The organism is Enterococcus villorum, assembly GCF_007990225.1.
Lineage (GTDB): Bacteria > Bacillota > Bacilli > Lactobacillales > Enterococcaceae > Enterococcus_B > Enterococcus_B villorum.
The window spans coordinates 25,750-46,772 of record NZ_BJWF01000005.1 but is presented as its reverse complement, the minus strand read 5'-3'; the positions used below and the strand labels follow the sequence as shown (position 1 = coordinate 46,772).

The window sequence follows — 21,023 nt, the reverse complement described above, 5'->3', positions numbered from 1 at the left end:
ATTTTGCTTCTGTTTTTATACGTGATTGGAGCATAGAACAAAAGTATTCCTTATATTGTGCTATGCTCCTCATTTTCTTGTTAATTTAACTGATTTTTGATATCTTTTACCATATTTTGACTAGCAATTGGGCCATTATATAACCAGCTTGATTCTGGACCAAATTCTAAAACATGGTTCTCTTTTACCGCTTTTAAATTTTGCCAAGTAGCTTCGTTAAACATCGCCGCTTTTTCGTCGCTGTTGACTAAAATAATGTAGTCGGCATCTAGTTGTGCTAATTTTTCAGAAGAAACAGCTGACCAGTCAGAAGTGGCGTTTTTTGAAACTTCAGCGACTAAGTTAGGGATGCCAAATTGAAGATCATCATAGATAATGCGACCGCTTGATCGTGTGTCACTAACCATAAACGCAGAATTATTGGTCACCCATAAGACAGCAGCCGTTTTATTATTGATTTTATTCGCTAATTCTTTTCTGGTTTCTTTTACTTCGTTTTGGTAATCTGTAATGATTTTTTCTGCTTCTTTTTCTTTATTTAAAGCTTTAGCCACGTCTTTTAGTTGTTCTTCCCAAGTGACATCATTGCCGTTTTTTACGACATACGTAGGAGCAATTTTGCTATATTGTTCATATTTTCCACCTTCCACTGTGGCGGAAGAGGAAATCAATAAAAGATCAGGTTCAAAACTTAGTACTTTTTCATAAGGTAAGTCATAAGAGATGGTCGGTACATTTTTTAATTCTTTTTGTAAATAATGTTGAATCGAACCACTGCCGACTGTCCATTGAGCGACTGGTTTTTCTCCTAGCGCCACCAAATAATCTTCCAAATAACTCCCAATGATTCGTTTAGGATTATTTGGTATTGCTACTTTGTGACCCAATGTATCCGTTACAGTATGTGTTCCCGTGGTCGCTTGGGAATTGGATGAATTTGTTGTAGTAGATGAAGAGCAAGCACTGATGAAGCTGATCAGTAAAATAGATAGAGCAATTGTGAATAATTTCTTTTTTGATTTCATTTTTTCCTCCTGATGGGATTGATAATCATTCTCAATTGATATTATTCCTGACAATTGAAGCAGTGTCAACTCTTTTTGTGAATGAATCAGTAAAAGTAATGCTTGACGAAATTGTGAAGGAGCTTCATAATTGAGAATGATTTTCAATGAAGGGGTGAAAAAAATGACTACTTTAGAAGCCGTTGATATGACCGCAGGGTACTTAAATAAACAAGTCATTGAAAAATTATCGGTGAAGATTCCAGAAGGAAAAGTGACGAGTTTGATTGGGCCAAACGGTAGTGGCAAATCCACTTTATTAAAAAGTTTTACCCGTATTCTTCCTGTATCAGAGGGGAAAATCATTGTAAATGGTTCTGAAATAGCTACATATAGTCCTAAAATGCTGGCACGAAAAATTTCTTTATTAGCACAAAGTAGTGAACTTCCTTTAGGTATGACTGTGTCAGAGGTCGTCTCGTATGGACGTTATCCTTATCAAAAATTTTTTAGTGGCCTAAATGAAGCAGATTTACATGCGATTGAATGGGCTTTAGAAGTGACACATTTAACGAATTTGAAAGAAAGGGAACTGTCTAGTTTATCAGGAGGACAAGCACAAAGAGTTTGGATTGCTATGGCGTTGGCGCAAGAAGCAGATATTTTGATTTTAGATGAACCAACTACTTTTTTAGATCCTGCTCATCAATTGGAAATTTTGCAATTATTAATAGAGATTAATCAGGTGAAAAAGACAACGATTTTAATGTCGCTTCATGACATCAACCATGCTTCGCGTTTTTCAGATTATTTAATCGGAATGAAAAATGGTCAATTACTGGTTCATGGAAAACCAAATGAAGTGATCACGAAAGAATGGATGAGAGAGATCTTTGAGATTGATGCTCAGATCATTCAATTACCAGAGACAAAGAAACCGGTGTTTTTAACTTACGATTTAATCAAAGATCGTAAGGAGGAGAGAGGATGAAGCAAAAACGTAAGTTGAGTGTTCTTATTGTGCTCACAGTACTTGTTTTAATTATTTTTTTCTTTGCTTTATCAAATGGGGCAGTATCAATTGGCTTTTCAAATTTATGGCAAGCCCTCTTTCAGTTTGATTCATCCGATCAATCTCAATTGATTATTCGAACGATTCGTTTACCTCGGGTATTAGGCGCCTTTTTTGTCGGTAGTTGTTTTGCACTTAGTGGTGCTTTAATGCAAGGAGTAACTAGAAACCCTTTAGCGGATTCTGGATTGTTAGGAATCAACTCAGGTGCATCTCTTGCAATGGCCATTGGGTTTGCTTTTTGGCCAAAAGCATCTGCATTTTCAATTTTTTTAATGTCTTTGATTGGTTCATTGCTTGTTACGTTGCTTGTTTTTGGCTTCTTACGTTTTTCAAGAATGGGGATGAATCCGATTCAATTTATTCTAGCAGGAGTGGCGATTAGTGCTTTTTTTACAGCGCTCAGTCAAGCGTTAACCCAGCTGTTTCATTTGCAACAAGATTTGGCCTTTTGGTTTGTAGGAGGGGCTGCCAACATTACTTGGCAACAGTTAAAAATGTTAGCGCCTATCTATCTTTTTATTGTTTGCTGTTCCTTCTTTTTAGGTCGGTCGGTATCGCTCGTTAATCTAAGTGAATCACATGCTTTGGCTCTAGGTGGGCATCCAACACGGATTAGATGGATTGCTTTTATCATCGTAGCAATTTTAGCAGCAATGGCTGTGTCGCTTGTTGGTCCAGTTTCTTTTATTGGATTGATGGTACCGCCAATTGTGCGGGGAATTATCGGTACAGATTATCGTTATATTCTTCCAGCTTCTTTTATAGTAGGAGGAGGAATGGTTATGTTTGCAGATTTTCTTGCTCGCATGGTCAACCCACCTTTTGAGACACCGTTTGGTTTGGTTATTGCACTGGTTGGTGTCCCGTTCTTACTCTTTCAAGTTAGGAGGGAGCGGTTATGAAAAAAATCAAGTCAATAATTTTTTTGCTCTTCCTTTTATTAGTCATAATTTCCATCATTAGTTTGATGGTCGGCACACCATTTATTTTTTTCGATCAGTTATTTGATATATTTACAGGTAAGGGATTAGCAGTTCATCAACTGATTGTTTATCAATTTCGAGCTCCTCGTTTATTGATTAGTTTGCTTGCAGGCTTTTGTTTAGGCGTATCTGGCTTTTTATTGCAGGGAGTGACCAGAAATAAATTAGCAGATTCCAGTATATTAGGTATGAATGCTGGTGCTGGTTTTTTCGTGATGGTTTATTTAGGATTTTATGCCAATCATGCTTCTCCTTTTTTATTGTTGTTCGTAGCGTTTTTGGGTGGTTTGTTGGCAGCATTTCTTGTTTATCTCTTTTCTTATACTAGAAATGGATTTTTGGGAATGAATCGTCTTTTATTGGCGGGGATTGCTGTTAATGCAGGACTTTCGGCATTAATGATTTTGTGTACCATTAAATTATCAAAAGAAAATTATGCTTTTGTTAATTCTTGGCTAGCTGGTTCTATTTGGGCTGCTAGTTGGCCTTATGTTTTTTCACTTCTACCTTGGGCGGTGGTACTTATTCCAGTCGCTATGTTTTATAGTCAACGTATTGGATTATTATCCTTTGGTCAAGAAAGAGCTCAAAGTCTGGGATTAAATGTGAGAAGAAGTCAAACAATATTATTATTACTTGCTGTAGCATTGGCTTGTGGCAGTGTGGCGGTAGCTGGGAGTCTTTCTTTTGTCGGTTTACTTGCACCACATGTGGCTAAATTTATTGTTCATAGAGAAAATCAATGGTCCTTTCTTTTAAGTGGTTTAATTGGTGCTTTTTTTGTAAATATGGCAGATATTCTTGCTAGAGTGATTTTACCTAGTGGAGAAGTCCCTACAGGTATTTTAATTGCCATCATGGGCGCTCCGTATTTCTTATATCTATTGTTTTCTAAGCGAACGATTGCTTAGAAGGAAGTAACAAGACGACTCTTTTTTAGAGACGTCTTCTTTTTTATAAAAAAGTCATTTATTTAAAAAGTTAAATTGCTATTTTTATCATTTTCCGCTACCATTTTACTGAGGGGTGAGGCTTTAGTTTGGAATATACAAAGAAGAGCTTAAGAGAGCTTGGGATACAAGAATTAAAAAAAATTGCTACTAGCGGGCATAAACAAGAAAAAGAACGTAAACTTTATCAGAAATTATTTCAAAGTGATGAATGGAAACATGCCCATGTCATTGGGTTGACCATATCTAATGAAATAGAAGTAGCGACAAAGCCGATCATTGAAGTCGCATGGAAAGAGAAAAAGACGGTACTGGTTCCCAAAACAGGTCCAAATAGGCAAATGAAATTTTTTCAAGTTGATGGGACAACAAAATTTGAAAAAACGAAATTTGGTGTTTTCGAGCCAATTTCTGATCGTTTTTTTGCTCCAGATAACATTGATTTACTGCTCGTTCCAGGACTTGTCTATCATCCACTAGGCTATCGCATTGGTTTTGGTGGTGGATACTATGATCGCTATTTAGCCAATTATAACAACCAAACCTGTAGCCTGGTTTTTCAAGAACAATTGAATGATCAATGGGTACCAGAAAGTTTCGATAAAAAAATTCAACAGTTATTTATCGATCAATAAGAAGGAGGGTTTCATGAACTATCAACAGAAAATAAAATTAAATGCTTGGTTAAGGCGTCCTATCTTAACTTATTTTTTTCTAGCCATTCAAACCATCGTTTTTGTAATGATTGAATTATTCCCATTTTTAAATATTCCGTCTTATCTAGGAATGTTTGGTCCGTCAATTGCTTACATGAATGAATGGTGGCGTTTCGTTACACCGATCTTTATCCATTTTGGATTGATGCATTTTGTGATGAATTCCTTGATTTTGTATTTTATGGGTGAACAAATTGAAACGCTGTATGGACATTGGCGCTTTTTGCTCATTTATCTTTTCAGTGGAATACTAGGAAATGCGACAAGTTTTGCTTTTAATAATGTAGGTGTACTGTCAGGTGGAGCAAGCACTTCTTTATTTGGGTTGTTTGGAGCCTTATTTATTTTAGGCTATCATTTTAAAAATAACTATCAAATACAACAAATGATAAGGCACTATATGTTATTTATTGGTCTGAGCTTTATTTTTGGTTTACTGGATACCTCTGTAGATATCTGGGGACATCTAGGTGGAATTATCGGGGGATTGTTATTAGGGAATCTTTTAGGTCTACCACAAAAAGTAACAAATTATTCGATTCATCAAAAGATCCTTTCCGCTCTTGTTTTTGGATTTCTTTTGATAATATGTGTTTTATTGGGTTTAAAAAACTATGGATTACTTGTATAATGTGAAGGAAGTGCTTAGAGATGGAGAGCTTATATGACGTACAGCAACTGTTTAAACGATTTGGCATCTTTGTCTATGTTGGGTCACGTATCTATGACATTGAATTAATGACGATCGAATTAAGAAATCTTTATGAGAGTCGCTTGATTGATCATCATACCTACATGACAGCGTGGCGTATACTAAAAAGAGAGCACCGAGTGGAAGAAAGCCGAAAGAAAGGAAACTTGTGATGGACAAAAAAATTATTGGGATTGATTTAGGTGGGACAACAGCAAAATTTGCAATTTTAACACCCGAAGGAGAAATTCAACAAAAATGGAGTATCGATACCAATATATTGGATGATGGGAAACATATTATCCCTGAAATCATTGAATCAATCAATCATCGATTAAACCTATATAATATGAAAGCCGAAAATTTCATTGGAATCGGTATGGGAACACCAGGAAGCGTCGATAGTGAAGCAGGTACAGTCATCGGTGCCTATAATTTAAACTGGACAGAACTTCAATACGTCAAAAAACAAATTGAAGAAGGCACAGGAATCAAATTTGCCATCGATAATGACGCCAATGTAGCAGCATTAGGTGAGCGTTGGAAAGGTGCTGGAGATAACGATCCTGATGTTATTTTTGTCACATTAGGAACAGGTGTTGGCGGAGGGATCGTCGCTGCTGGAAATTTAATTCATGGTGTCGCTGGTGCAGGTGGCGAAATCGGGCATATCACGGTTGATCCTGAAGGTTTTGAATGTACATGTGGCAAGCGTGGCTGTCTAGAAACTGTCTCAAGTGCTACTGGCGTGGTTCGCTTAGCACGTTTCTTATCAGAAGAATATGCGGGCGATTCAAAACTAAAAGCAATGCTTGATAATGGAGAAGAAGTAACAAGTAAAGATATTTTCGAATTTGCGCAAGCCGATGATCCGTTTGGTTTGATCGTCGTAGATCGTGTTTGCTTCTACTTAGGTTTAGCTTGTGGAAATTTGGGGAATACGATGAATCCGTCAAGTATCGTTTTAGGGGGCGGCGTTTCTGCTGCTGGTGAATTTTTGCGTAGCCGTGTTGAAAAATATTTCAACCAATTCACATTCCCTCAAGTAAAAGAATCAACGAAAATTAAATTAGCAGAATTAGGTAATGAAGCTGGTGTTATTGGTGCTGCTTCATTAGCTTTAAAATATGCTGAATAAAGTGGAGGAAAAGCATGGTTTTATGGGTAATTAATATCATTTTGCTCTTGATCGTTCTTGCTATCGTATTTTGGGAAGTTTATTTACGAGTAATGGCAAAACGTTCTGCAAAAACACTAGAAGAAGAAGCCTTTCGCGAAGGTATGAGAAAAGCACAAGTAATTGATGTTCGTGAAAAAGATGTGTTTAATGCAGGTCATATTTTAGGAGCAAGAAATATCCCTTATACAGTCTTAAAAGATTCATTAGGATCCATTCGTAAAGATCAACCTGTCTACATCTATGATCACAAGAAAAGTCTAAGTATCCGTACGGCGAACAAATTAAGAAAAGCTGGATATAAAGATATTTATATATTAAAAGGCGGTTACGATAGCTGGTCAGGTAAAGTGAAAAGTAAAAGAGTATAAGAGAAACAAAAACAGTGCAAGGAAAATTTTGCACTGTTTTTTTGCGTCATATTAAATGGTGAATGAGCTAATTTATGCTATGATCAAAGAAAAGGTAGAAAACGGAGAAAATAAGTTACACTAGGATAGCGAGCAAGCTTTTCAAAGATAAAGACTTTTTTGTCTGTTAGGAGAAAGAGTGTCTTTCTTGAAGTAGATTTAAGAAACAAATCCCATCACTTCATTCTATTCTTCTTTTTCAAAAATAGCGGATTACTCCAGTGAGCTACAAATACTCCGCAAGAAAAGAACAGTTAAGTCAAACATCTATATTAAAAAGGATTCATCAAAGGAGGATCGAAAAATGAATATCGGTATTATCGGAGCCGGACCAAGAGGCTTAAGCGTAGTAGAACGTTTACTTAGAAACAGTCATAAAAAAGCAGATTTACACATCTATTTGTTTGATCCTTATGGGCCGGGTGGTCGTGTTTGGCGAGTGGATCAGTCCACTGAACTCTTGATGAATTCAGTCTCTCAACAAGTCACATTATTTACAGATGAAACATTATCTAGTGGCGGAGAAATTTTTTTAGGACCTAATCTATATCAATGGAGTAAAACAGAAGCAAGCGAGTATATAGAAAAACAAGAACTTTTAAATAAGACCTTTTTTTTATCAGAAGCAAAGCATTTACAAGCAAATGAACCATCCACACGTTGTTTTTATGGATTGTACCAACGTTGGTTTTATGATCAATTGAAAAAAATAGTACCTCATATCACCTTTATTCATTCACTCGTTCATGAAATCGATAAAGTAGAAGAGACTTTTTATTTAAGAACAAAAAGTAAGCAACAACAAGTGGATAAATTAGTGGTTGCTAGTGGCTATTGGGAAAATGAATTAGTGAGAGAAGAAAAAAATCTTTATCAGTATGCTAAAAAAGAAGGATTATTTTATCAGCCTCCTGCAAATCCCGCCGAGGTTCCTGTAGAGGAAATTCCACCGAAAGAAACAATCATTCTGAGAGGATTAGGTCTTAGCTTTTTTGATTACGTTGGTTTATTCACTGTGTCTCGAGGAGGAGAATTTCAAAAACAAGGAGAAAGACTTGTATATCATCCATCTGGTAACGAACCCATCGTTTATTGTGGCTCGAAAAAAGGGTTGCCTTATTTTCCTCGTGGGCGAAACGAAAAACAAGGTGGTGCAATGGCGATTCCAAGGTTGATAACAAAAGAAAATTTAGAAAAACTTCATCAAGAGAATCAGTTAACAGGAGAAAAATTTTTTGAATTGTTAAAAAAGGACGTTGAGTTGTTTTACTATAAAAAACTCATCGAAGAAAAACAATTTGCTATTTCAACACTCACCTTTGAACAGGATTTTCTTCTCAATGAGCAAACAAGTTGGCAAAAAAAATACCCTGAATTATTGCCTTATCAATGGTCTTGGGAATTTTTCGAGTCACCGTTAAGTAAATGCACAGGATCCTTTCAGAAAGAAAGTCAAAGGTTTATTGCCTATCAAATAAAGGAATCAGCAAAAGGCAATTGTACGGGAGCAATCATATCGGCTTTTGATGCTTTAAAAGATTGGCGAAATCCAGTTCATCTAGCCATTGAATGGGGTATTTTTACTGCAAAAGAGTATAAAGAGTTATTATGGGGATGGTTTACGCATTTAAATGCTTTTCTTACGATTGGACCACCTCTGATTCGTACAAAAGAATTAGCAGCTTTAATTGATGCAGGGATTTTTCACCTTGTTGAGCCTCCCATAGAAATTCAAATGCAAGATGGCTATTTTAAAGTAGAAGAAGAACACAGAGAGATTAAAAGTCGATATTTGATTGAAGCGAGGTTGCCTCATACGAATTTGCAACATACGAAAAATCCGGCATTACAAAGTTTAAAACGAAATCACCTTGTGCGTTCATTTACTTATTTAGATAAAACACAAAAGTACGAGACTGGAGCAATTGATATAGAATTGGCTACCAGTCAAGTACGAAACGAGCAAGGTGAATTGGAAGAAAATCTATATTGTATAGGCATCCCGGTAGAAGGAGTGGACTGGTTGACCGCTACTGTTTCAAGACCGTATACTGACGCATGGAATTTAAGACAAATCGATAAAATTGCCCAACGTATTTTAGCAAGTGAAAACCCGAAGAAAAAATGAAATAAATAGAAGAGATTTCAAATCACTTGAACTTTTCAATCAAAAGAAACCAGAGAATATGGAAAGGGTAACTCCTACTTTCCTATTCTCTGGTTTCTTTTTTATAATTGACTATTTCTGGCATAACCAGATTTATTCACTTAGCGTGAAACACGTTTACGCATGGCTTTTTTACGATTTTCTTCAATCATCGCTTCTTTTTCGTCAATTGGATCGATGACCGTTTTTTTAACTGAAGCCACTAGCCCAGCAACTGCCGCTGCTGTAGCAAGGCTGCCGACTAAAATACCAGACACAAATTTTTTCATTGAATCCACCTCATTTATTAGTTGTTATATCTATTATGTAACAAATTGAAAAAAAAGGCTAGTCTGACGTTTACCATTGGAAACCATTTCAAATAACACTTGAAAATATTTACTAAATGTTTTATTATAAATTTACTAAATTAAGATAGCAATAGTATCAATTAAACGATTAAAAAACACATCGAAAGAAGTTTTTCTTGATGTTTTTATAAAAGTAAGGAGAGATTCTATGACAATTTTAGTATTAGGTGGTGCTGGTTATATTGGTTCTCATGCGGTAGATCAATTGGTCAATCAAGGCTATAAAGTAGCGGTAGTAGATAATTTATTGACTGGCCACCAAGCAGCTGTGCACCCACAAGCACAATTTTATAAAGGCGATATTCGCGATAAAACTTTTTTAAGATCCGTATTTGAAAAAGAAGACATTGAAGGTGTGCTACATTTTGCAGCAAGTTCGTTAGTAGGGGAATCAGTTGAAAAGCCACTAGATTATTTTAATAATAACGTATATGGCATGCAAATCTTATTAGAAGTGATGCATGAATTTAAAGTAAAAAATATAGTTTTTTCTTCAACAGCGGCTACTTATGGAGAACCCGAAGTATCACCAATCACTGAAAAAACACCGACCAATCCTAAAAATCCATACGGTGAAAGCAAGTTAATGATGGAAAAAATGATGAAATGGTGCGATCAAGCTTATAATATGCGTTATGTGGCATTGCGCTATTTTAATGTAGCTGGAGCAAAATCGGATGCTTCGATCGGTGAAGATCATACACCGGAAACACATTTAGTTCCTATTATTCTACAAGTCGCTCTAAAGCAACGTGATTTCTTATCGATTTATGGAGATGATTACGATACCCCAGATGGTACCTGTATTAGAGACTATGTGCAGGTAGAAGATTTGGCCGTTGCGCATATCTTAGCTTTAGAATATCTAAAGGCAGGAAATGAGAGTGATTTTTTCAATTTAGGAAGTAATAAAGGGTATTCAGTGAAAGAAATGCTAGAAGCTGCCAGAAAAGTAACCGGTCGAGATATTCCTGCCAAGGTGGCTCCTCGAAGAGCAGGTGACCCTAGTCGTTTAGTCGCTTCCAGTGACAAAGCCAAAGAAATTTTGGGTTGGCAACCGAAATATACAAACATAAATGACATTATTAAGACGGCCTGGGATTGGCATGTAAGTCACCCACATGGCTATGAGGAGTAGAAAAAGATGACAATCAGTCAAACAATTTGCGATTTTACGACGTTAGCAATTGAAGCGGGTGGCTGGATGGAAATGGATCGAATCTATTTACAGAATAAAATTCTTGGGATGATTGGTGAAGATGCATTAGAGACTACTGATGTAAGACCAGTTCAAGAAAGCTCGCTGGATTTGCTAGACCGTTTAGTAGAACAAGCACAGAAAAATGAAGTGATTTCTAGTTCAATAGCAGAAAAAGAAATGTTTGAAGCACAATTGATGGACTTTTTAACGCCACCACCATCTGTTGTTAATGCCTTTTTTGCCCAACACTACGCCAATAGTCCAGAAGAAGCAACAGAATATTTTTATCAGCTAAGTCAAAGAAATGACTACATTAAAACGAGGGCAATTGCTAAAAATATTAAGTATACGTACCTTTCTGAATATGGAGAACTGGAGATCACAATCAATTTATCCAAACCTGAAAAAGATCCAAAACAAATCATTGCACAACGTAAAATAGAAAATGTAGATTACCCAAAATGTATGCTTTGTCTAACAAATGAAGGTTATAAAGGACGCTTGAATTATCCAGCGAGAACCAACCATCGAATCATAAGAATGAATTTAGACGGTGAAAGTTGGGGATTCCAGTATTCCCCTTATGCTTATTATAATGAGCATTCGATCATTTTGTCAGAAGAGCATCGTCCAATGAAGATCACAAAAGAAACATTTGCTCGTTTGCTTAAAATTACTGAAGTTTTACCACATTATTTTGTTGGTTCCAATGCAGATTTGCCGATTGTTGGTGGGTCCATTCTTTCACATGACCACTACCAAGCAGGAAGACATGAATTTCCAATGGCGAAGGCACCAATTGAGCGGTTAATAAAATTATCCGATTACCCTCAAGTGATTGCGGGGATTTTGAAGTGGCCGGTGTCTGTCATTCGTTTACAAGCGACTGACAAAGACCTTTTAATTGCCGCAGCAACTAGTGTATTAGACAAATGGAAAAATTATTCAGATCCAACAGTTGACGTTTTGGCATATTCAGCAGATGGTACTTCTCATCATACAATTACGCCAATCGCAAGAAAGAAAGAAAATTATTTTGAACTTGATTTAGTTTTGCGTGATAACAATGTTTCTAAAGAGCATCCGGAAGGAATATTTCATCCTCATCGAGACATTCAGCATATAAAAAAAGAAAATATTGGTTTGATTGAAGTGATGGGATTGGCTGTTTTACCCCCAAGATTGAAATCTGAACTCACTGAAGTCGAAAATTATTTATTGGGAAAAGAAAATAATGTCGCAGCCTATCATATAGAATGGGCCAGTCAATTGAAGGCTGAGAATCCAAATGTGTCACAAGAGAATGTTTCGGATATTCTTTATCAGGCAGTAGGGAAAGTATTTGCTCGTGTGTTAGAAGATGCAGGCGTTTTTAAACGAGATGAAAAAGGTCAAATGGCTTTCCAACGCTTTACAGAAACGCTTTAGTGTTCAAAAATCGACGAATAAAGGTAGGAGGTGAAACGTGTGGCAACGATCAAAGATATTGCGCAGTTGGCAGGGGTTTCTCCTGCTACTGTTTCAAGGGTGCTTAATTATGATAAAGAGTTATCTGTTAGTTTGGAAACAAAACAGAAAATTTTTGAAGCTGCTGAGCATTTAAATTACACAAAGCATCATAAAAATACCCCCACCAATCAAAAGACATTGCGTTTGATACAGTGGTACAATGACAAAGAAGAGCTAGAAGATTTGTATTATCTATCCATTCGCTTGGGGATCGAAAAAAAGGCAGAAGAAGCCAATATTACTTTAATCAAAGAAACGTGGGATGCAATCAGTGAACAATCAACGAATGGTACCATCGCTTTAGGGAAATTCGATGAAAAGCAATTAGTGGCATTAAAAAAAGCGCATGAGCATCTTTTGTTAGTCGATTTTGATGGGGCGGACTACCAGATAAATTCTTTGGTTGTTGATTTTCATTCAAGTATTCAAAAAGTAATCGATTATTTTTTAAGCCAGAACGCCACTTCGATTCTTATGCTTGCTGGTGTAGAATATACTAAAATGGGACATCAACTTCTCAATGATCCAAGAATTGCTGCTTATCAGCAAATTATGTCAGCAAAAGGATTACCAATCACAATAATTGAAGCTGATTTTTCGGTAGAATCTGGTTATCAAAAAATGAAAGAGTATTTGGAAAATGCACATCCCTCATTCGATGCACTATTTGCAGCAAACGATACGCTAGCAATCGGTGCATTAAAGGCAATTACTGAAAAAGGATTAAAAGTACCGGACGATTTATCCATTATTGGTTTTAATGATATCAGTGTAGTGAAATATGTTTCTCCGTCTCTTTCTACAATCAAAGTTTATACAGAGTGGATGGGATCGTTAGCGGTGGAAACCATTTTGCAAATGATGAATGAAAATGCACCGGTTTCAAGGAAAATCATCGTGGAAACTGAACTTGTCTTGCGTGACTCAACAAAATCATAAAAATTTTTTTGTAAATACGATTTGAGAAAAAAGTTGTGGCAATTGGCAACTTTTTTTTCTTTTTTACTAAAATGAAATTTCTTTTTCTTCGTAAGAAGTATGCTACAATATAAAGCGATAGAAGTTAATAGAAAGGATACATCTAAATGATTACTTTAGGGATAGACACAGCCAATCAAACCTTAGCAGTCGGCATAACTGAGGATGGCAATATTTTAGGACAAATTCAAATCAATAAAAAGAAAAATCATAGCGTCAGCTTAATGCCAGCGATTGAACAATTGTTTCAAGCAATAGAACTAGAACCAACTGAGGTGGATCGAATTGTAGTTTCTGATGGGCCAGGTTCTTACACTGGATTAAGAATTGGGGTAACGACAGCAAAAACATTGGCCTACACGTTGAACAAAGAACTTGTTGGTGTTTCAAGTTTACAAGCAATTGCTGCCAATTGTGTGAATGTAGAAGGACTCATCGTTCCATTATTTGACGCCAGAAGAAAAAATGTTTATGCAGGTGTTTATCGTCAACGAGAAGGGGAAATTGAAACAGTTCTTGAAGATGTACATATTTCAATCGTTGAACTGCTTGATCAACTCAAACAATTTCAGGAACCTATTTTATTTGTAGGGGTAGATGTTCAAAAATTTACAACAGAAATCGAAGAAATCCTACCTACAGCCAAAATAAATCATGTGCTTGAATGGAATCTGCCAAATGGAATAACAATCGCTACGTTAGGATCAAAAATCGAGCCTACAAAGGATATCCAAAATTTTTTACCGCGTTACTTAAAAAAAGTAGAAGCAGAAGAAAAATGGCTAGAAACCCATACTCCTGGAGACGAAAGCTATGTTGAAAAAATTTAAAGCATACGCAAAAAGTCTTTTTTATGAAAAAAAGGAATTTAATACTAAGACGGTGGATATTCAAGGAAATCTTTATCTCCTCAAAGAATTGACTAAGCATGATATTAAAGATTTATTATCAGTAGAACGTGAAGTATACAATGGAGAGCTTCCTTGGACGAAAAGTGTTTTTTTAGCTGAATTAAAATCTCCTTTTCAAAATTTGTATCTAGGAATCTTTGATGGAGAAAAGCTATTTGGTTTTGTTGGTGCAAGAGTATTTGGAATGGATTGTCATATCACAAATATTGCTGTGATTCCTTCTTATCAACGAAAGAACATAGGAACGCTACTTATTGACGAAATAGAAAACTTTGCTATAATAAATCGCTGTGAGACACTCTCTTTAGAAGTTAAAATGAGTAATCAAGATGCCCAACGACTCTATCGGAAATTAGGCTTTCAATCAAAAAAAGTAAAAAAAGGGTATTATACCCAAACGAACGAAGATGGGTTAGAAATGATCAAAATTTTAGAAAATGAGTGAAGCAATGATTTATAATAAAAATGATTTTGAAGATGAGCAATTGGCTATCTGTTTATGGGAGCTTTGCGAGGAAGTGTATGATTATGGTTCTCCGTGGACAAAAGAGCAATTTTTAGCGGATATCCATCAACCACATACGCAATACTATCTATTAGTGGAAGATACCATTCTTCAAGGATTTATTGGCTATTCGAAAGTGATTGATGAAGTAGAAATCACGAATGTTGCAGTCGCAGAAATACAGCAAAAAAAAGGTTATGCGCGTCAGTTATTACGTTTTTTACTAGAGAAAGAAAAACAAGCTGGCACGTATACGGTTTTTTTAGAAGTACGAACTTCTAATATGGCTGCTCGACAACTTTATCGTTCAGAGAAATTTCGAGAGCTAGGTAAACGGAAATTATATTACCATGATCCAGTGGAAGATGCGATCATTATGAGCACAAAGCTAAAAACGGAGACGATGAAATGAAAGAAGAATTGATTCTTGCAATTGAATCAAGTTGTGATGAAACAAGTGTAGCAGTTGTAAGAAATGGCGATGAAATTTTAGCAAATATTGTCGCTTCACAAATAAATAGTCATAAAAGATTTGGTGGTGTGGTTCCAGAAGTAGCTAGCCGTCACCATGTAGAACAAATTACATTGTGTATTGAAGATGCTTTGACTGAAGCGAACATCTCAGTCAATCAACTAAGTGCTGTTGCAGTTACTTATGGTCCAGGGCTAGTGGGCTCGTTATTGATTGGTATTTCTGCCGCAAAAGCTTTTGCTTGGGCTCATCAGTTGCCTTTGATACCTGTTAATCATATGGCAGGACATATTTATGCGGCAAGGTTTCAAAAAGCGTTTAAATTTCCTCTTATGGCATTACTTGTCAGTGGAGGACATACAGAACTGGTGTATATGAAAAAAGATGGTGATTTTCAAATCATTGGGGAAACAAGAGATGATGCTGCTGGTGAAGCCTATGATAAAGTCGGTCGTGTATTGGGGTTGAGTTACCCAAGTGGAAAAGAAATTGACCAACTGGCTCATCTAGGGCAAGATACCTATCATTTTCCTAGAGCGATGATCCACGAAAATAACTATGATTTTAGTTTTAGCGGATTAAAAAGCGCCTTTATTAACCTGGTGCATAATGCGCAACAACGAGAAGAATTACTGAATAAAGAAGATTTGGCTGCTAGTTTTCAAGCAAGTGTGGTGGATGTATTAGTAGCTAAAACGATTCGTGCTTGTAAAGAATACCCAATCAAACAACTGGTTGTAGCCGGAGGCGTCGCTGCTAATCAAGGGCTAAGAGAAGGGCTTAAGAAGAAGCTGAAAGAAGAATTACCGGAAGTTGAACTGCTGATTCCACCATTAAAACTTTGTGGCGACAATGCGGCAATGATTGGTGCAGCAGCACATGTCGAACTAAAAAAAGAGCATGTGGCAGATTTTCGTTTAAATGCTGACCCAAGCTTAACGCTAAGTGAAAGTAGTAGAAAATAGAAATGATTGTCTAACAAAAAGGAAGCTAAGATAAAAAATCTTAACTTCTTTTTTTGATTTACACGATCAGAAAAATACCTAATTGTCAGAAAATGATTCGTTAAAATAAGCGCATGCTTGTTTCATTTTTAACCATCGATATTATTTGTTTTATCGTCCATTGCAAAATTTCTATTGATGGCACTCGGTTTTATTGTTTCTTCAGTCTCTTAGTGCAGGAGTTATCGCTTCTTTGCAAAAAGTAAAGCGTTTCTTTTGATAATCTAATAACCCAGAATCTTTGAGTTGCTTGATGACTTGCCCAGCCGTTTCTCTTGTTGTACCGCTATTCACAGCCAACTCTTTTAAAGTAATAGGATAAGGGATCTCCACATGTCCATCTTCAGTCGGGATGCCGAGCTCTTCTTTTAATACAAATAAATTTTGTTTCACTCGATCAAAAGCGCTTGATGTTAATCCGATTTGAATGCGCAGTTCATGCATTTCCACAACCTTTGAAATTTTATGAATCATATAAAGTAGCTGTTTCGGATTATTTTTTGCGATTTTTTCGTAACAAGACACAGGGAAAGAAAAAGTTTCAATGTCTGTCATTGCTTGAGCTGTATAGGAATAAATTTCTGCTTCAAAGATACCAGACATTGGAAAAAGACTGTGGGCATTCACATAGTCATAATAATAATACGTCGCACTTTCATCGTAGCGTTCTAATCGTACTAAGCCTTCTGTTAAGATATAGAGGCGCTGACGTTCGTCTCCTTCGTCAAATAAAACTTGTCCTTTTTTGTAAGAACGAAGGATCGTATGTTCCTTAATAAGTTCAAATTCTTCATCAGTAAAGTTTTCAAAATCAGGCAAATAACGTAATTTTGAAAAGTGAAAATCAATTCTGTTGACACGCATAAAACTCCCACTCCTTACTTTCATCTAATTTATATTGTGACTTTTTTTTAAGTAAATGTAAAGTTTTTACACATGAGAAAATCGGTTCTTTTTTTATCAGAAAAAAAATTTTTTGTTATTATGTAAAATTTATGCACGTTAAATGCATAATCTGTTTTAATGCTTGAGAATGGTGTATAAAAAACAATTATAGTACATAAAGATAGCGCTAACAAAGCTATAATATAAAAACATCATAAATTATACAAAAAAATTTTTTGAATGAATAAATATTTTTTTGAGAGAGTTTTCAGTATAAAAAAAGAAAGAAAAGTTAATAAAAAATGTAAAAACGTGTATTTATTTAATTGCCTTCTAATAATGTTAGAAATCTCTCGTTTTGAATGAGAAGAAATTATGAAAGTGTTTACAAATAAGGAGGTATCCTATGGGTGTAATCAAAACGAAGGAGGCAACACAACATGGATAAACCTATTCACGTTTTCTCTGAGATAGGGAAGTTAAAGACAGTTTTATTGAAACGACCTGGACAAGAAGTGGAAAATCTAACACCTGACATCATGGACCGTTTGTTGTTCGATGATATTCCATATCTACCAATTGCCCAACAAGAGCATGATTATTTTGCAAAGACATTGCAAAATGAAGGCGTCGAAACTTTATATCTAGAAAAATTAGCAGCAGAAGCGATTGATGCCGGTAATGTAAAAGAACAATTTTTAAATAAAATGTTAGATGAGTCGCACATTGCATCTGCAGCTGTAAGAGATGGTCTTCATGAGTTCCTTCTATCAATGGAAACCCAAGAGATGGTAGATAAAATTATGGCAGGTGTCCGTACAAAAGATATCGATGTACGTTCAAAAAATTTATTCGACCTGTCATCAGATGACGATTATCCATTTTATATGGATCCAATGCCAAACCTTTACTTTACACGCGACCCATCTGCATCAATGGGAAATGGGATGACAGTCAATAAAATGACTTTTGAAGCACGTCGTCGTGAATCAATGTTTACAGAGTTTATTTTAAAATACCATCCTAGATTTGCGAATAAAGGGGTAGAAGTATGGTTGGATCGAGAAAATCCAGATCATATCGAAGGCGGAGACGAATTAATTTTAAGTGATAAAGTGGTTGCTGTAGGTATTTCTCAACGGACAAGTGCCAAAGCAATTGAAAAATTAGCACATCACTTATTCGCAAAAAATGCTGGGTTTGAAAAAGTTTTAGCGATTAAAATCCCTAACAACCGTGCGATGATGCACTTAGATACAGTATTTACTATGGTAGATCATGACAAGTTCACGATTCATCCAGCGATTCAAAGTAAAGAAGGTAAAATGGATGTCTTTACGATTGAACAAGCAGGAGACGATCTTAAAATTTCGCATTCAGATGACTTACAAGCTTCGTTAAAAGCGGCATTAGGTCTGAATGAACTTGTATTGATCCCAACAGGAAATGGGGATGCCATTGTAGCGCCACGTGAACAATGGAACGATGGTTCAAACACTTTAGCGATCGCTCCAGGTGTCGTTGTTACCTACAATCGAAATTATGTATCAAATGAACTATTACGTAGCTATGGCATTAAAGTATTGGAAATCAATTCAAGTGAATTGTCACGCGGACGTGGTGGCCCTCGTTGCATGAGCCAACCGTTGGTACGTGAAGATTTATAATAATATGAACGCTGGTAGCAGTCAAACTGTCAGCTGCTACCAGATTTCCTCTTAAAAAAATCAAATAACGAATAAAAAAGAAAACAAACAACTAAAGGAGAATGTTAGTGATGAAAAAATCAGTATTTCAAGGAAGAAGTTTATTAGCAGAAAAAGATTTCACAAAAGAAGAATTACAATACTTAATCGATTTTTCTGAACACTTAAAAGATTTGAAAAAACGTGGGATTCCTCATCATTATTTAGAAGGTAAAAACATTGCACTTTTATTTGAAAAAACTTCTACTCGTACACGTGCAGCTTTTACAACAGCAGCTATTGATTTAGGCGCTCATCCTGAATATTTAGGAGCAAATGACATCCAATTAGGAAAAAAAGAGTCAACTGAAGACACAGCAAAAGTATTAGGCCGTATGTTTGACGGAATCGAATTTCGTGGTTTCAGTCAAAAAATGGTGGAAGAACTAGCTGAATTTTCTGGTGTACCTGTTTGGAATGGATTGACAGATGAATGGCATCCAACACAAATGATCGCTGATTTCTTAACCATTCAAGAAAACTTTGGAAAAGTCGAAGGTATTACAGTCGCATATTGTGGAGATGGCCGTAATAACATGGCGAACTCATTATTAGTAACAGGCGCAATCTTAGGAGCAAACATGCGTATCGTCGCACCAAAAGAATTGCAACCAGAAGAAGAAATTGTGAAAATGGCAGAAGAATTTGCTGCTAAATCTGGTGCAGAGTTAATGGTTACTGATGACGTGGACAAAGGAGTCGACGGTGCAGATGTTCTTTACTCAGATGTTTGGGTATCAATGGGTGAAGAAGATAAATTTGAAGAACGTATTAAACTATTGAAACCTTATCAAATCAATATGGAAATGGTTGAAAAAACACACAATACGGATCGTTTGATTTTCTTACATTGCTTGCCAGCATTCCATGACACAAACACAATTTATGGCGAACAAATGAAAGAACGTTTTGGAATTACAGAAATGGAAGTAACGGATGAAGTCTTCCGTAGCAAATATGCACGTCAATTTGACCAAGCTGAAAATCGTATGCATTCAATCAAAGCAATCATGGCTGCAACGCTTGGAAACCTATTTATTCCTCATGTATAAAGCCTAACCATATCTCATGACTGAAACGAGTCAGCTGTACGAAACCATTTTCAACTGCTGGCTTGTTTTGTCATCGATAAAATTCGAAAAATGAACGGAAGAAAGGAAGACAATCATGGCAAATCGTAAAGTAGTTGTCGCATTAGGCGGTAATGCGATTTTATCCACAGATGCAAGTGCCAAAGCCCAACAAAAAGCACTAATGGAAACCGCAAAATATCTTGTAAAATTCATCGAACAAGGCGACGAATTGATTATTTCACATGGTAATGGTCCGCAAGTTGGGAATTTATTGATTCAACAACAAGCAGCCGACTCGGAAAAAACACCAGCTATGCCTTTAGATACTTGTGTTGCAATGACAGAAGGTTCCATTGGTTATTGGTTGCAAAATGCGATGGGAGAAGTATTAAAAGAAAAAGGAATCGACAAAGATGTCGTTTCTTTAGTCACACAAGTAATTGTTGACGAAAATGATCCATCATTTAAAAAACCAAGTAAACCAGTTGGCCCTTTTTATACAGAAGAAGAAGCCAATGAACAAATGAAAAACGATCCTACAGTAACTTTCAAAGAAGACGCAGGCCGTGGGTGGCGTAAAGTAGTTGCTTCTCCTAAACCAATCTCAATCAAAGAAGCTCGCGTGATTGAAACATTAGTGGAACAAGGAATAATCACCATTTCTGTTGGGGGCGGTGGCATCCCTGTGGTGGAAACAGCGACCGGGCTAGAAGGACGAGAAGCAGTTATTGATAAAGACTTCGCTTCTGAAAAATTAGCGGAAATTATCGGAGCAGATTTATTGATTGTTCTAACGGGTGTAGACAACGTCTATGTAAACTATCAAAAACCCGATCAAAAGAAATTAGAAACAGTTTCGGTATCTGAAATGAAACAATATATTGATGAAAACCAATTCGCCCCAGGAAGCATGTTGCCAAAAGTAGAAGCAGCGATTGCCTTTGTTGAAGCACGACCAAAGGCCAAAGCAATTATTACTTCTCTAGAAAACATTGAAAATCTACTTGCTTCTGAAGAAGGGACAATCATTGTCTCAGACAACTAAGAAATATCTCATTTCTTAGTCACCAACATTGCTAAAAATGTCCAGTCGGTATTTCTTCTCCTTTAGGCCTTCTGGACATTTTTTATAAGAAATCCTAGCCAGCAGTTTTTTTTTCTGCTATAATTCAATTCAAGTCTAATAAGTTTATTGTTTGTTGAACAAGAGAGTAGTT

22 protein-coding genes and 1 other annotated feature (1 of these 23 running past the window's edge) are annotated in these 21,023 nt (G+C 36.2%); of the genes, 19 read left to right on the top strand and 3 right to left on the bottom strand.

Going from position 1 to position 21,023, the window contains the following annotated elements; genetic code table 11:
- Positions 1-80: 80 nt before the first annotated feature.
- A complete protein-coding gene (locus EVI01_RS03620) occupies positions 81-1,025 on the bottom strand; it encodes an iron-hydroxamate ABC transporter substrate-binding protein (RefSeq protein WP_010752162.1) in 945 nt (314 codons plus the stop codon).
- Positions 1,026-1,188: 163 nt separating this feature from the next.
- On the opposite strand from EVI01_RS03620, the gene EVI01_RS03615 reads away from it, so the two are divergent.
- The 9 genes from EVI01_RS03615 to EVI01_RS03575 all read left to right on the top strand — a co-directional run bounded on the left by EVI01_RS03615 (position 1,189) and on the right by EVI01_RS03575 (position 9,134).
- Complete coding sequence (locus EVI01_RS03615) at positions 1,189-1,995, top strand: ABC transporter ATP-binding protein (protein WP_025480716.1); 807 nt, start codon at positions 1,189-1,191, stop codon at positions 1,993-1,995.
- Entirely contained in the window at positions 1,992-2,981 is a 990-nt protein-coding gene (locus EVI01_RS03610; RefSeq protein ID WP_010752160.1) for a FecCD family ABC transporter permease, read from the top strand. The genes EVI01_RS03615 and EVI01_RS03610 overlap by 4 nt, the downstream gene beginning before the upstream one ends.
- Positions 2,978-3,973, top strand: coding sequence for a FecCD family ABC transporter permease (locus tag EVI01_RS03605; protein ID WP_010752159.1), 996 nt, complete (start codon positions 2,978-2,980; stop codon positions 3,971-3,973). Before EVI01_RS03610 ends, EVI01_RS03605 begins: the two co-directional genes overlap by 4 nt.
- A 128-nt stretch (positions 3,974-4,101) precedes the next feature.
- Positions 4,102-4,647, top strand: a complete 546-nt coding sequence (locus EVI01_RS03600) for a 5-formyltetrahydrofolate cyclo-ligase (protein ID WP_010752158.1) — start codon at positions 4,102-4,104, stop codon at positions 4,645-4,647.
- 13 nt (positions 4,648-4,660) lie between these two features.
- Positions 4,661-5,359, top strand: coding sequence for a rhomboid family intramembrane serine protease (locus EVI01_RS03595; protein ID WP_010752157.1), 699 nt, complete (start codon positions 4,661-4,663; stop codon positions 5,357-5,359).
- A gap of 20 nt (positions 5,360-5,379) precedes the next feature.
- A complete protein-coding gene (locus EVI01_RS03590; protein ID WP_010752156.1) occupies positions 5,380-5,592 on the top strand; it encodes a YqgQ family protein in 213 nt (70 codons plus the stop codon).
- The gene (locus EVI01_RS03585; RefSeq protein WP_010752155.1) at positions 5,592-6,557 is read left to right on the top strand and encodes an ROK family glucokinase; all 966 of its coding nucleotides are present in this window, start codon (positions 5,592-5,594) and stop codon (positions 6,555-6,557) included. The genes EVI01_RS03590 and EVI01_RS03585 overlap by 1 nt, the downstream gene beginning before the upstream one ends.
- 14 nt (positions 6,558-6,571) lie before the next feature.
- Positions 6,572-6,967: a rhodanese-like domain-containing protein gene (locus EVI01_RS03580; protein WP_010752154.1), complete on the top strand. Its 396-nt coding sequence runs from the start codon at positions 6,572-6,574 to the stop codon at positions 6,965-6,967.
- 343 nt (positions 6,968-7,310) lie between these two features.
- Positions 7,311-9,134: an FAD/NAD(P)-binding protein gene (locus tag EVI01_RS03575; RefSeq protein ID WP_010752153.1), complete on the top strand. Its 1,824-nt coding sequence runs from the start codon at positions 7,311-7,313 to the stop codon at positions 9,132-9,134.
- Positions 9,135-9,274: 140 nt separating this feature from the next.
- Here EVI01_RS03575 and EVI01_RS03570 read toward each other — a convergent pair whose 3' ends face one another.
- The gene (locus EVI01_RS03570; RefSeq protein ID WP_002288457.1) at positions 9,275-9,442 is read right to left on the bottom strand and encodes a DUF3042 family protein; all 168 of its coding nucleotides are present in this window, start codon (positions 9,440-9,442) and stop codon (positions 9,275-9,277) included.
- A 229-nt stretch (positions 9,443-9,671) separates the two neighbouring features.
- On the opposite strand from EVI01_RS03570, the gene galE reads away from it, so the two are divergent.
- The 7 genes from galE to tsaD all read left to right on the top strand — a co-directional run bounded on the left by galE (position 9,672) and on the right by tsaD (position 16,064).
- Complete coding sequence (galE, locus tag EVI01_RS03565; RefSeq protein WP_010752152.1) at positions 9,672-10,661, top strand: UDP-glucose 4-epimerase GalE; 990 nt, start codon at positions 9,672-9,674, stop codon at positions 10,659-10,661.
- 6 nt (positions 10,662-10,667) lie between these two features.
- Positions 10,668-12,152: a UDP-glucose--hexose-1-phosphate uridylyltransferase gene (gene galT / locus EVI01_RS03560; RefSeq protein WP_010752151.1), complete on the top strand. Its 1,485-nt coding sequence runs from the start codon at positions 10,668-10,670 to the stop codon at positions 12,150-12,152.
- Between the two features lie 39 nt (positions 12,153-12,191).
- On the top strand, positions 12,192-13,172 hold the full coding sequence (locus EVI01_RS03555) for a LacI family DNA-binding transcriptional regulator (RefSeq protein ID WP_010752150.1): 981 nt from the start codon (positions 12,192-12,194) through the stop codon (positions 13,170-13,172).
- A gap of 146 nt (positions 13,173-13,318) precedes the next feature.
- Positions 13,319-14,041, top strand: a complete 723-nt coding sequence (tsaB, locus tag EVI01_RS03550; RefSeq protein ID WP_010752149.1) for a tRNA (adenosine(37)-N6)-threonylcarbamoyltransferase complex dimerization subunit type 1 TsaB — start codon at positions 13,319-13,321, stop codon at positions 14,039-14,041.
- A complete protein-coding gene (gene rimI, locus EVI01_RS03545; RefSeq protein ID WP_010752148.1) occupies positions 14,025-14,567 on the top strand; it encodes a ribosomal protein S18-alanine N-acetyltransferase in 543 nt (180 codons plus the stop codon). The genes tsaB and rimI (EVI01_RS03545) overlap by 17 nt, the downstream gene beginning before the upstream one ends.
- Positions 14,568-14,571: 4 nt before the next feature.
- Positions 14,572-15,039, top strand: a complete 468-nt coding sequence (rimI, locus tag EVI01_RS03540; protein ID WP_010752147.1) for a ribosomal protein S18-alanine N-acetyltransferase — start codon at positions 14,572-14,574, stop codon at positions 15,037-15,039.
- Entirely contained in the window at positions 15,036-16,064 is a 1,029-nt protein-coding gene (tsaD, locus tag EVI01_RS03535; protein ID WP_010752146.1) for a tRNA (adenosine(37)-N6)-threonylcarbamoyltransferase complex transferase subunit TsaD, read from the top strand. Before rimI (EVI01_RS03540) ends, tsaD begins: the two co-directional genes overlap by 4 nt.
- Positions 16,065-16,265: 201 nt before the next feature.
- Here tsaD and EVI01_RS03530 read toward each other — a convergent pair whose 3' ends face one another.
- A complete protein-coding gene (locus EVI01_RS03530) occupies positions 16,266-16,967 on the bottom strand; it encodes a Crp/Fnr family transcriptional regulator (RefSeq protein ID WP_010752145.1) in 702 nt (233 codons plus the stop codon).
- Between the two features lie 461 nt (positions 16,968-17,428).
- On the opposite strand from EVI01_RS03530, the gene arcA reads away from it, so the two are divergent.
- The 3 genes from arcA to arcC all read left to right on the top strand — a co-directional run bounded on the left by arcA (position 17,429) and on the right by arcC (position 20,851).
- Positions 17,429-18,655, top strand: a complete 1,227-nt coding sequence (gene arcA, locus EVI01_RS03525; protein WP_010752144.1) for an arginine deiminase — start codon at positions 17,429-17,431, stop codon at positions 18,653-18,655.
- Positions 18,656-18,765: 110 nt separating this feature from the next.
- Positions 18,766-19,785, top strand: coding sequence for an ornithine carbamoyltransferase (gene argF / locus EVI01_RS03520; RefSeq protein WP_010752143.1), 1,020 nt, complete (start codon positions 18,766-18,768; stop codon positions 19,783-19,785).
- A 115-nt stretch (positions 19,786-19,900) separates the two neighbouring features.
- A complete protein-coding gene (arcC, locus tag EVI01_RS03515; protein ID WP_010752142.1) occupies positions 19,901-20,851 on the top strand; it encodes a carbamate kinase in 951 nt (316 codons plus the stop codon).
- A 145-nt stretch (positions 20,852-20,996) separates the two neighbouring features.
- Positions 20,997-21,023: a binding site (T-box leader), on the top strand; it runs 174 nt beyond the window's last position.

Coding starts and splice junctions, on each gene's coding strand:
- EVI01_RS03620 (WP_010752162.1), bottom strand. CDS start 1,025: ATGAAATCAAAAAAGAAATTATTCACAATTGCTCTATCTATTTTACTG.
- EVI01_RS03615 (WP_025480716.1), top strand. CDS start 1,189: ATGACTACTTTAGAAGCCGTTGATATGACCGCAGGGTACTTAAATAAA.
- EVI01_RS03610 (WP_010752160.1), top strand. CDS start 1,992: ATGAAGCAAAAACGTAAGTTGAGTGTTCTTATTGTGCTCACAGTACTT.
- EVI01_RS03605 (WP_010752159.1), top strand. CDS start 2,978: ATGAAAAAAATCAAGTCAATAATTTTTTTGCTCTTCCTTTTATTAGTC.
- EVI01_RS03595 (WP_010752157.1), top strand. CDS start 4,661: ATGAACTATCAACAGAAAATAAAATTAAATGCTTGGTTAAGGCGTCCT.
- EVI01_RS03590 (WP_010752156.1), top strand. CDS start 5,380: ATGGAGAGCTTATATGACGTACAGCAACTGTTTAAACGATTTGGCATC.
- EVI01_RS03585 (WP_010752155.1), top strand. CDS start 5,592: ATGGACAAAAAAATTATTGGGATTGATTTAGGTGGGACAACAGCAAAA.
- EVI01_RS03580 (WP_010752154.1), top strand. CDS start 6,572: ATGGTTTTATGGGTAATTAATATCATTTTGCTCTTGATCGTTCTTGCT.
- EVI01_RS03575 (WP_010752153.1), top strand. CDS start 7,311: ATGAATATCGGTATTATCGGAGCCGGACCAAGAGGCTTAAGCGTAGTA.
- EVI01_RS03570 (WP_002288457.1), bottom strand. CDS start 9,442: ATGAAAAAATTTGTGTCTGGTATTTTAGTCGGCAGCCTTGCTACAGCA.
- galE (WP_010752152.1), top strand. CDS start 9,672: ATGACAATTTTAGTATTAGGTGGTGCTGGTTATATTGGTTCTCATGCG.
- galT (WP_010752151.1), top strand. CDS start 10,668: ATGACAATCAGTCAAACAATTTGCGATTTTACGACGTTAGCAATTGAA.
- tsaB (WP_010752149.1), top strand. CDS start 13,319: ATGATTACTTTAGGGATAGACACAGCCAATCAAACCTTAGCAGTCGGC.
- rimI (WP_010752148.1), top strand. CDS start 14,025: ATGTTGAAAAAATTTAAAGCATACGCAAAAAGTCTTTTTTATGAAAAA.
- rimI (WP_010752147.1), top strand. CDS start 14,572: ATGATTTATAATAAAAATGATTTTGAAGATGAGCAATTGGCTATCTGT.
- tsaD (WP_010752146.1), top strand. CDS start 15,036: ATGAAAGAAGAATTGATTCTTGCAATTGAATCAAGTTGTGATGAAACA.
- EVI01_RS03530 (WP_010752145.1), bottom strand. CDS start 16,967: ATGCGTGTCAACAGAATTGATTTTCACTTTTCAAAATTACGTTATTTG.
- arcA (WP_010752144.1), top strand. CDS start 17,429: ATGGATAAACCTATTCACGTTTTCTCTGAGATAGGGAAGTTAAAGACA.
- argF (WP_010752143.1), top strand. CDS start 18,766: ATGAAAAAATCAGTATTTCAAGGAAGAAGTTTATTAGCAGAAAAAGAT.
- arcC (WP_010752142.1), top strand. CDS start 19,901: ATGGCAAATCGTAAAGTAGTTGTCGCATTAGGCGGTAATGCGATTTTA.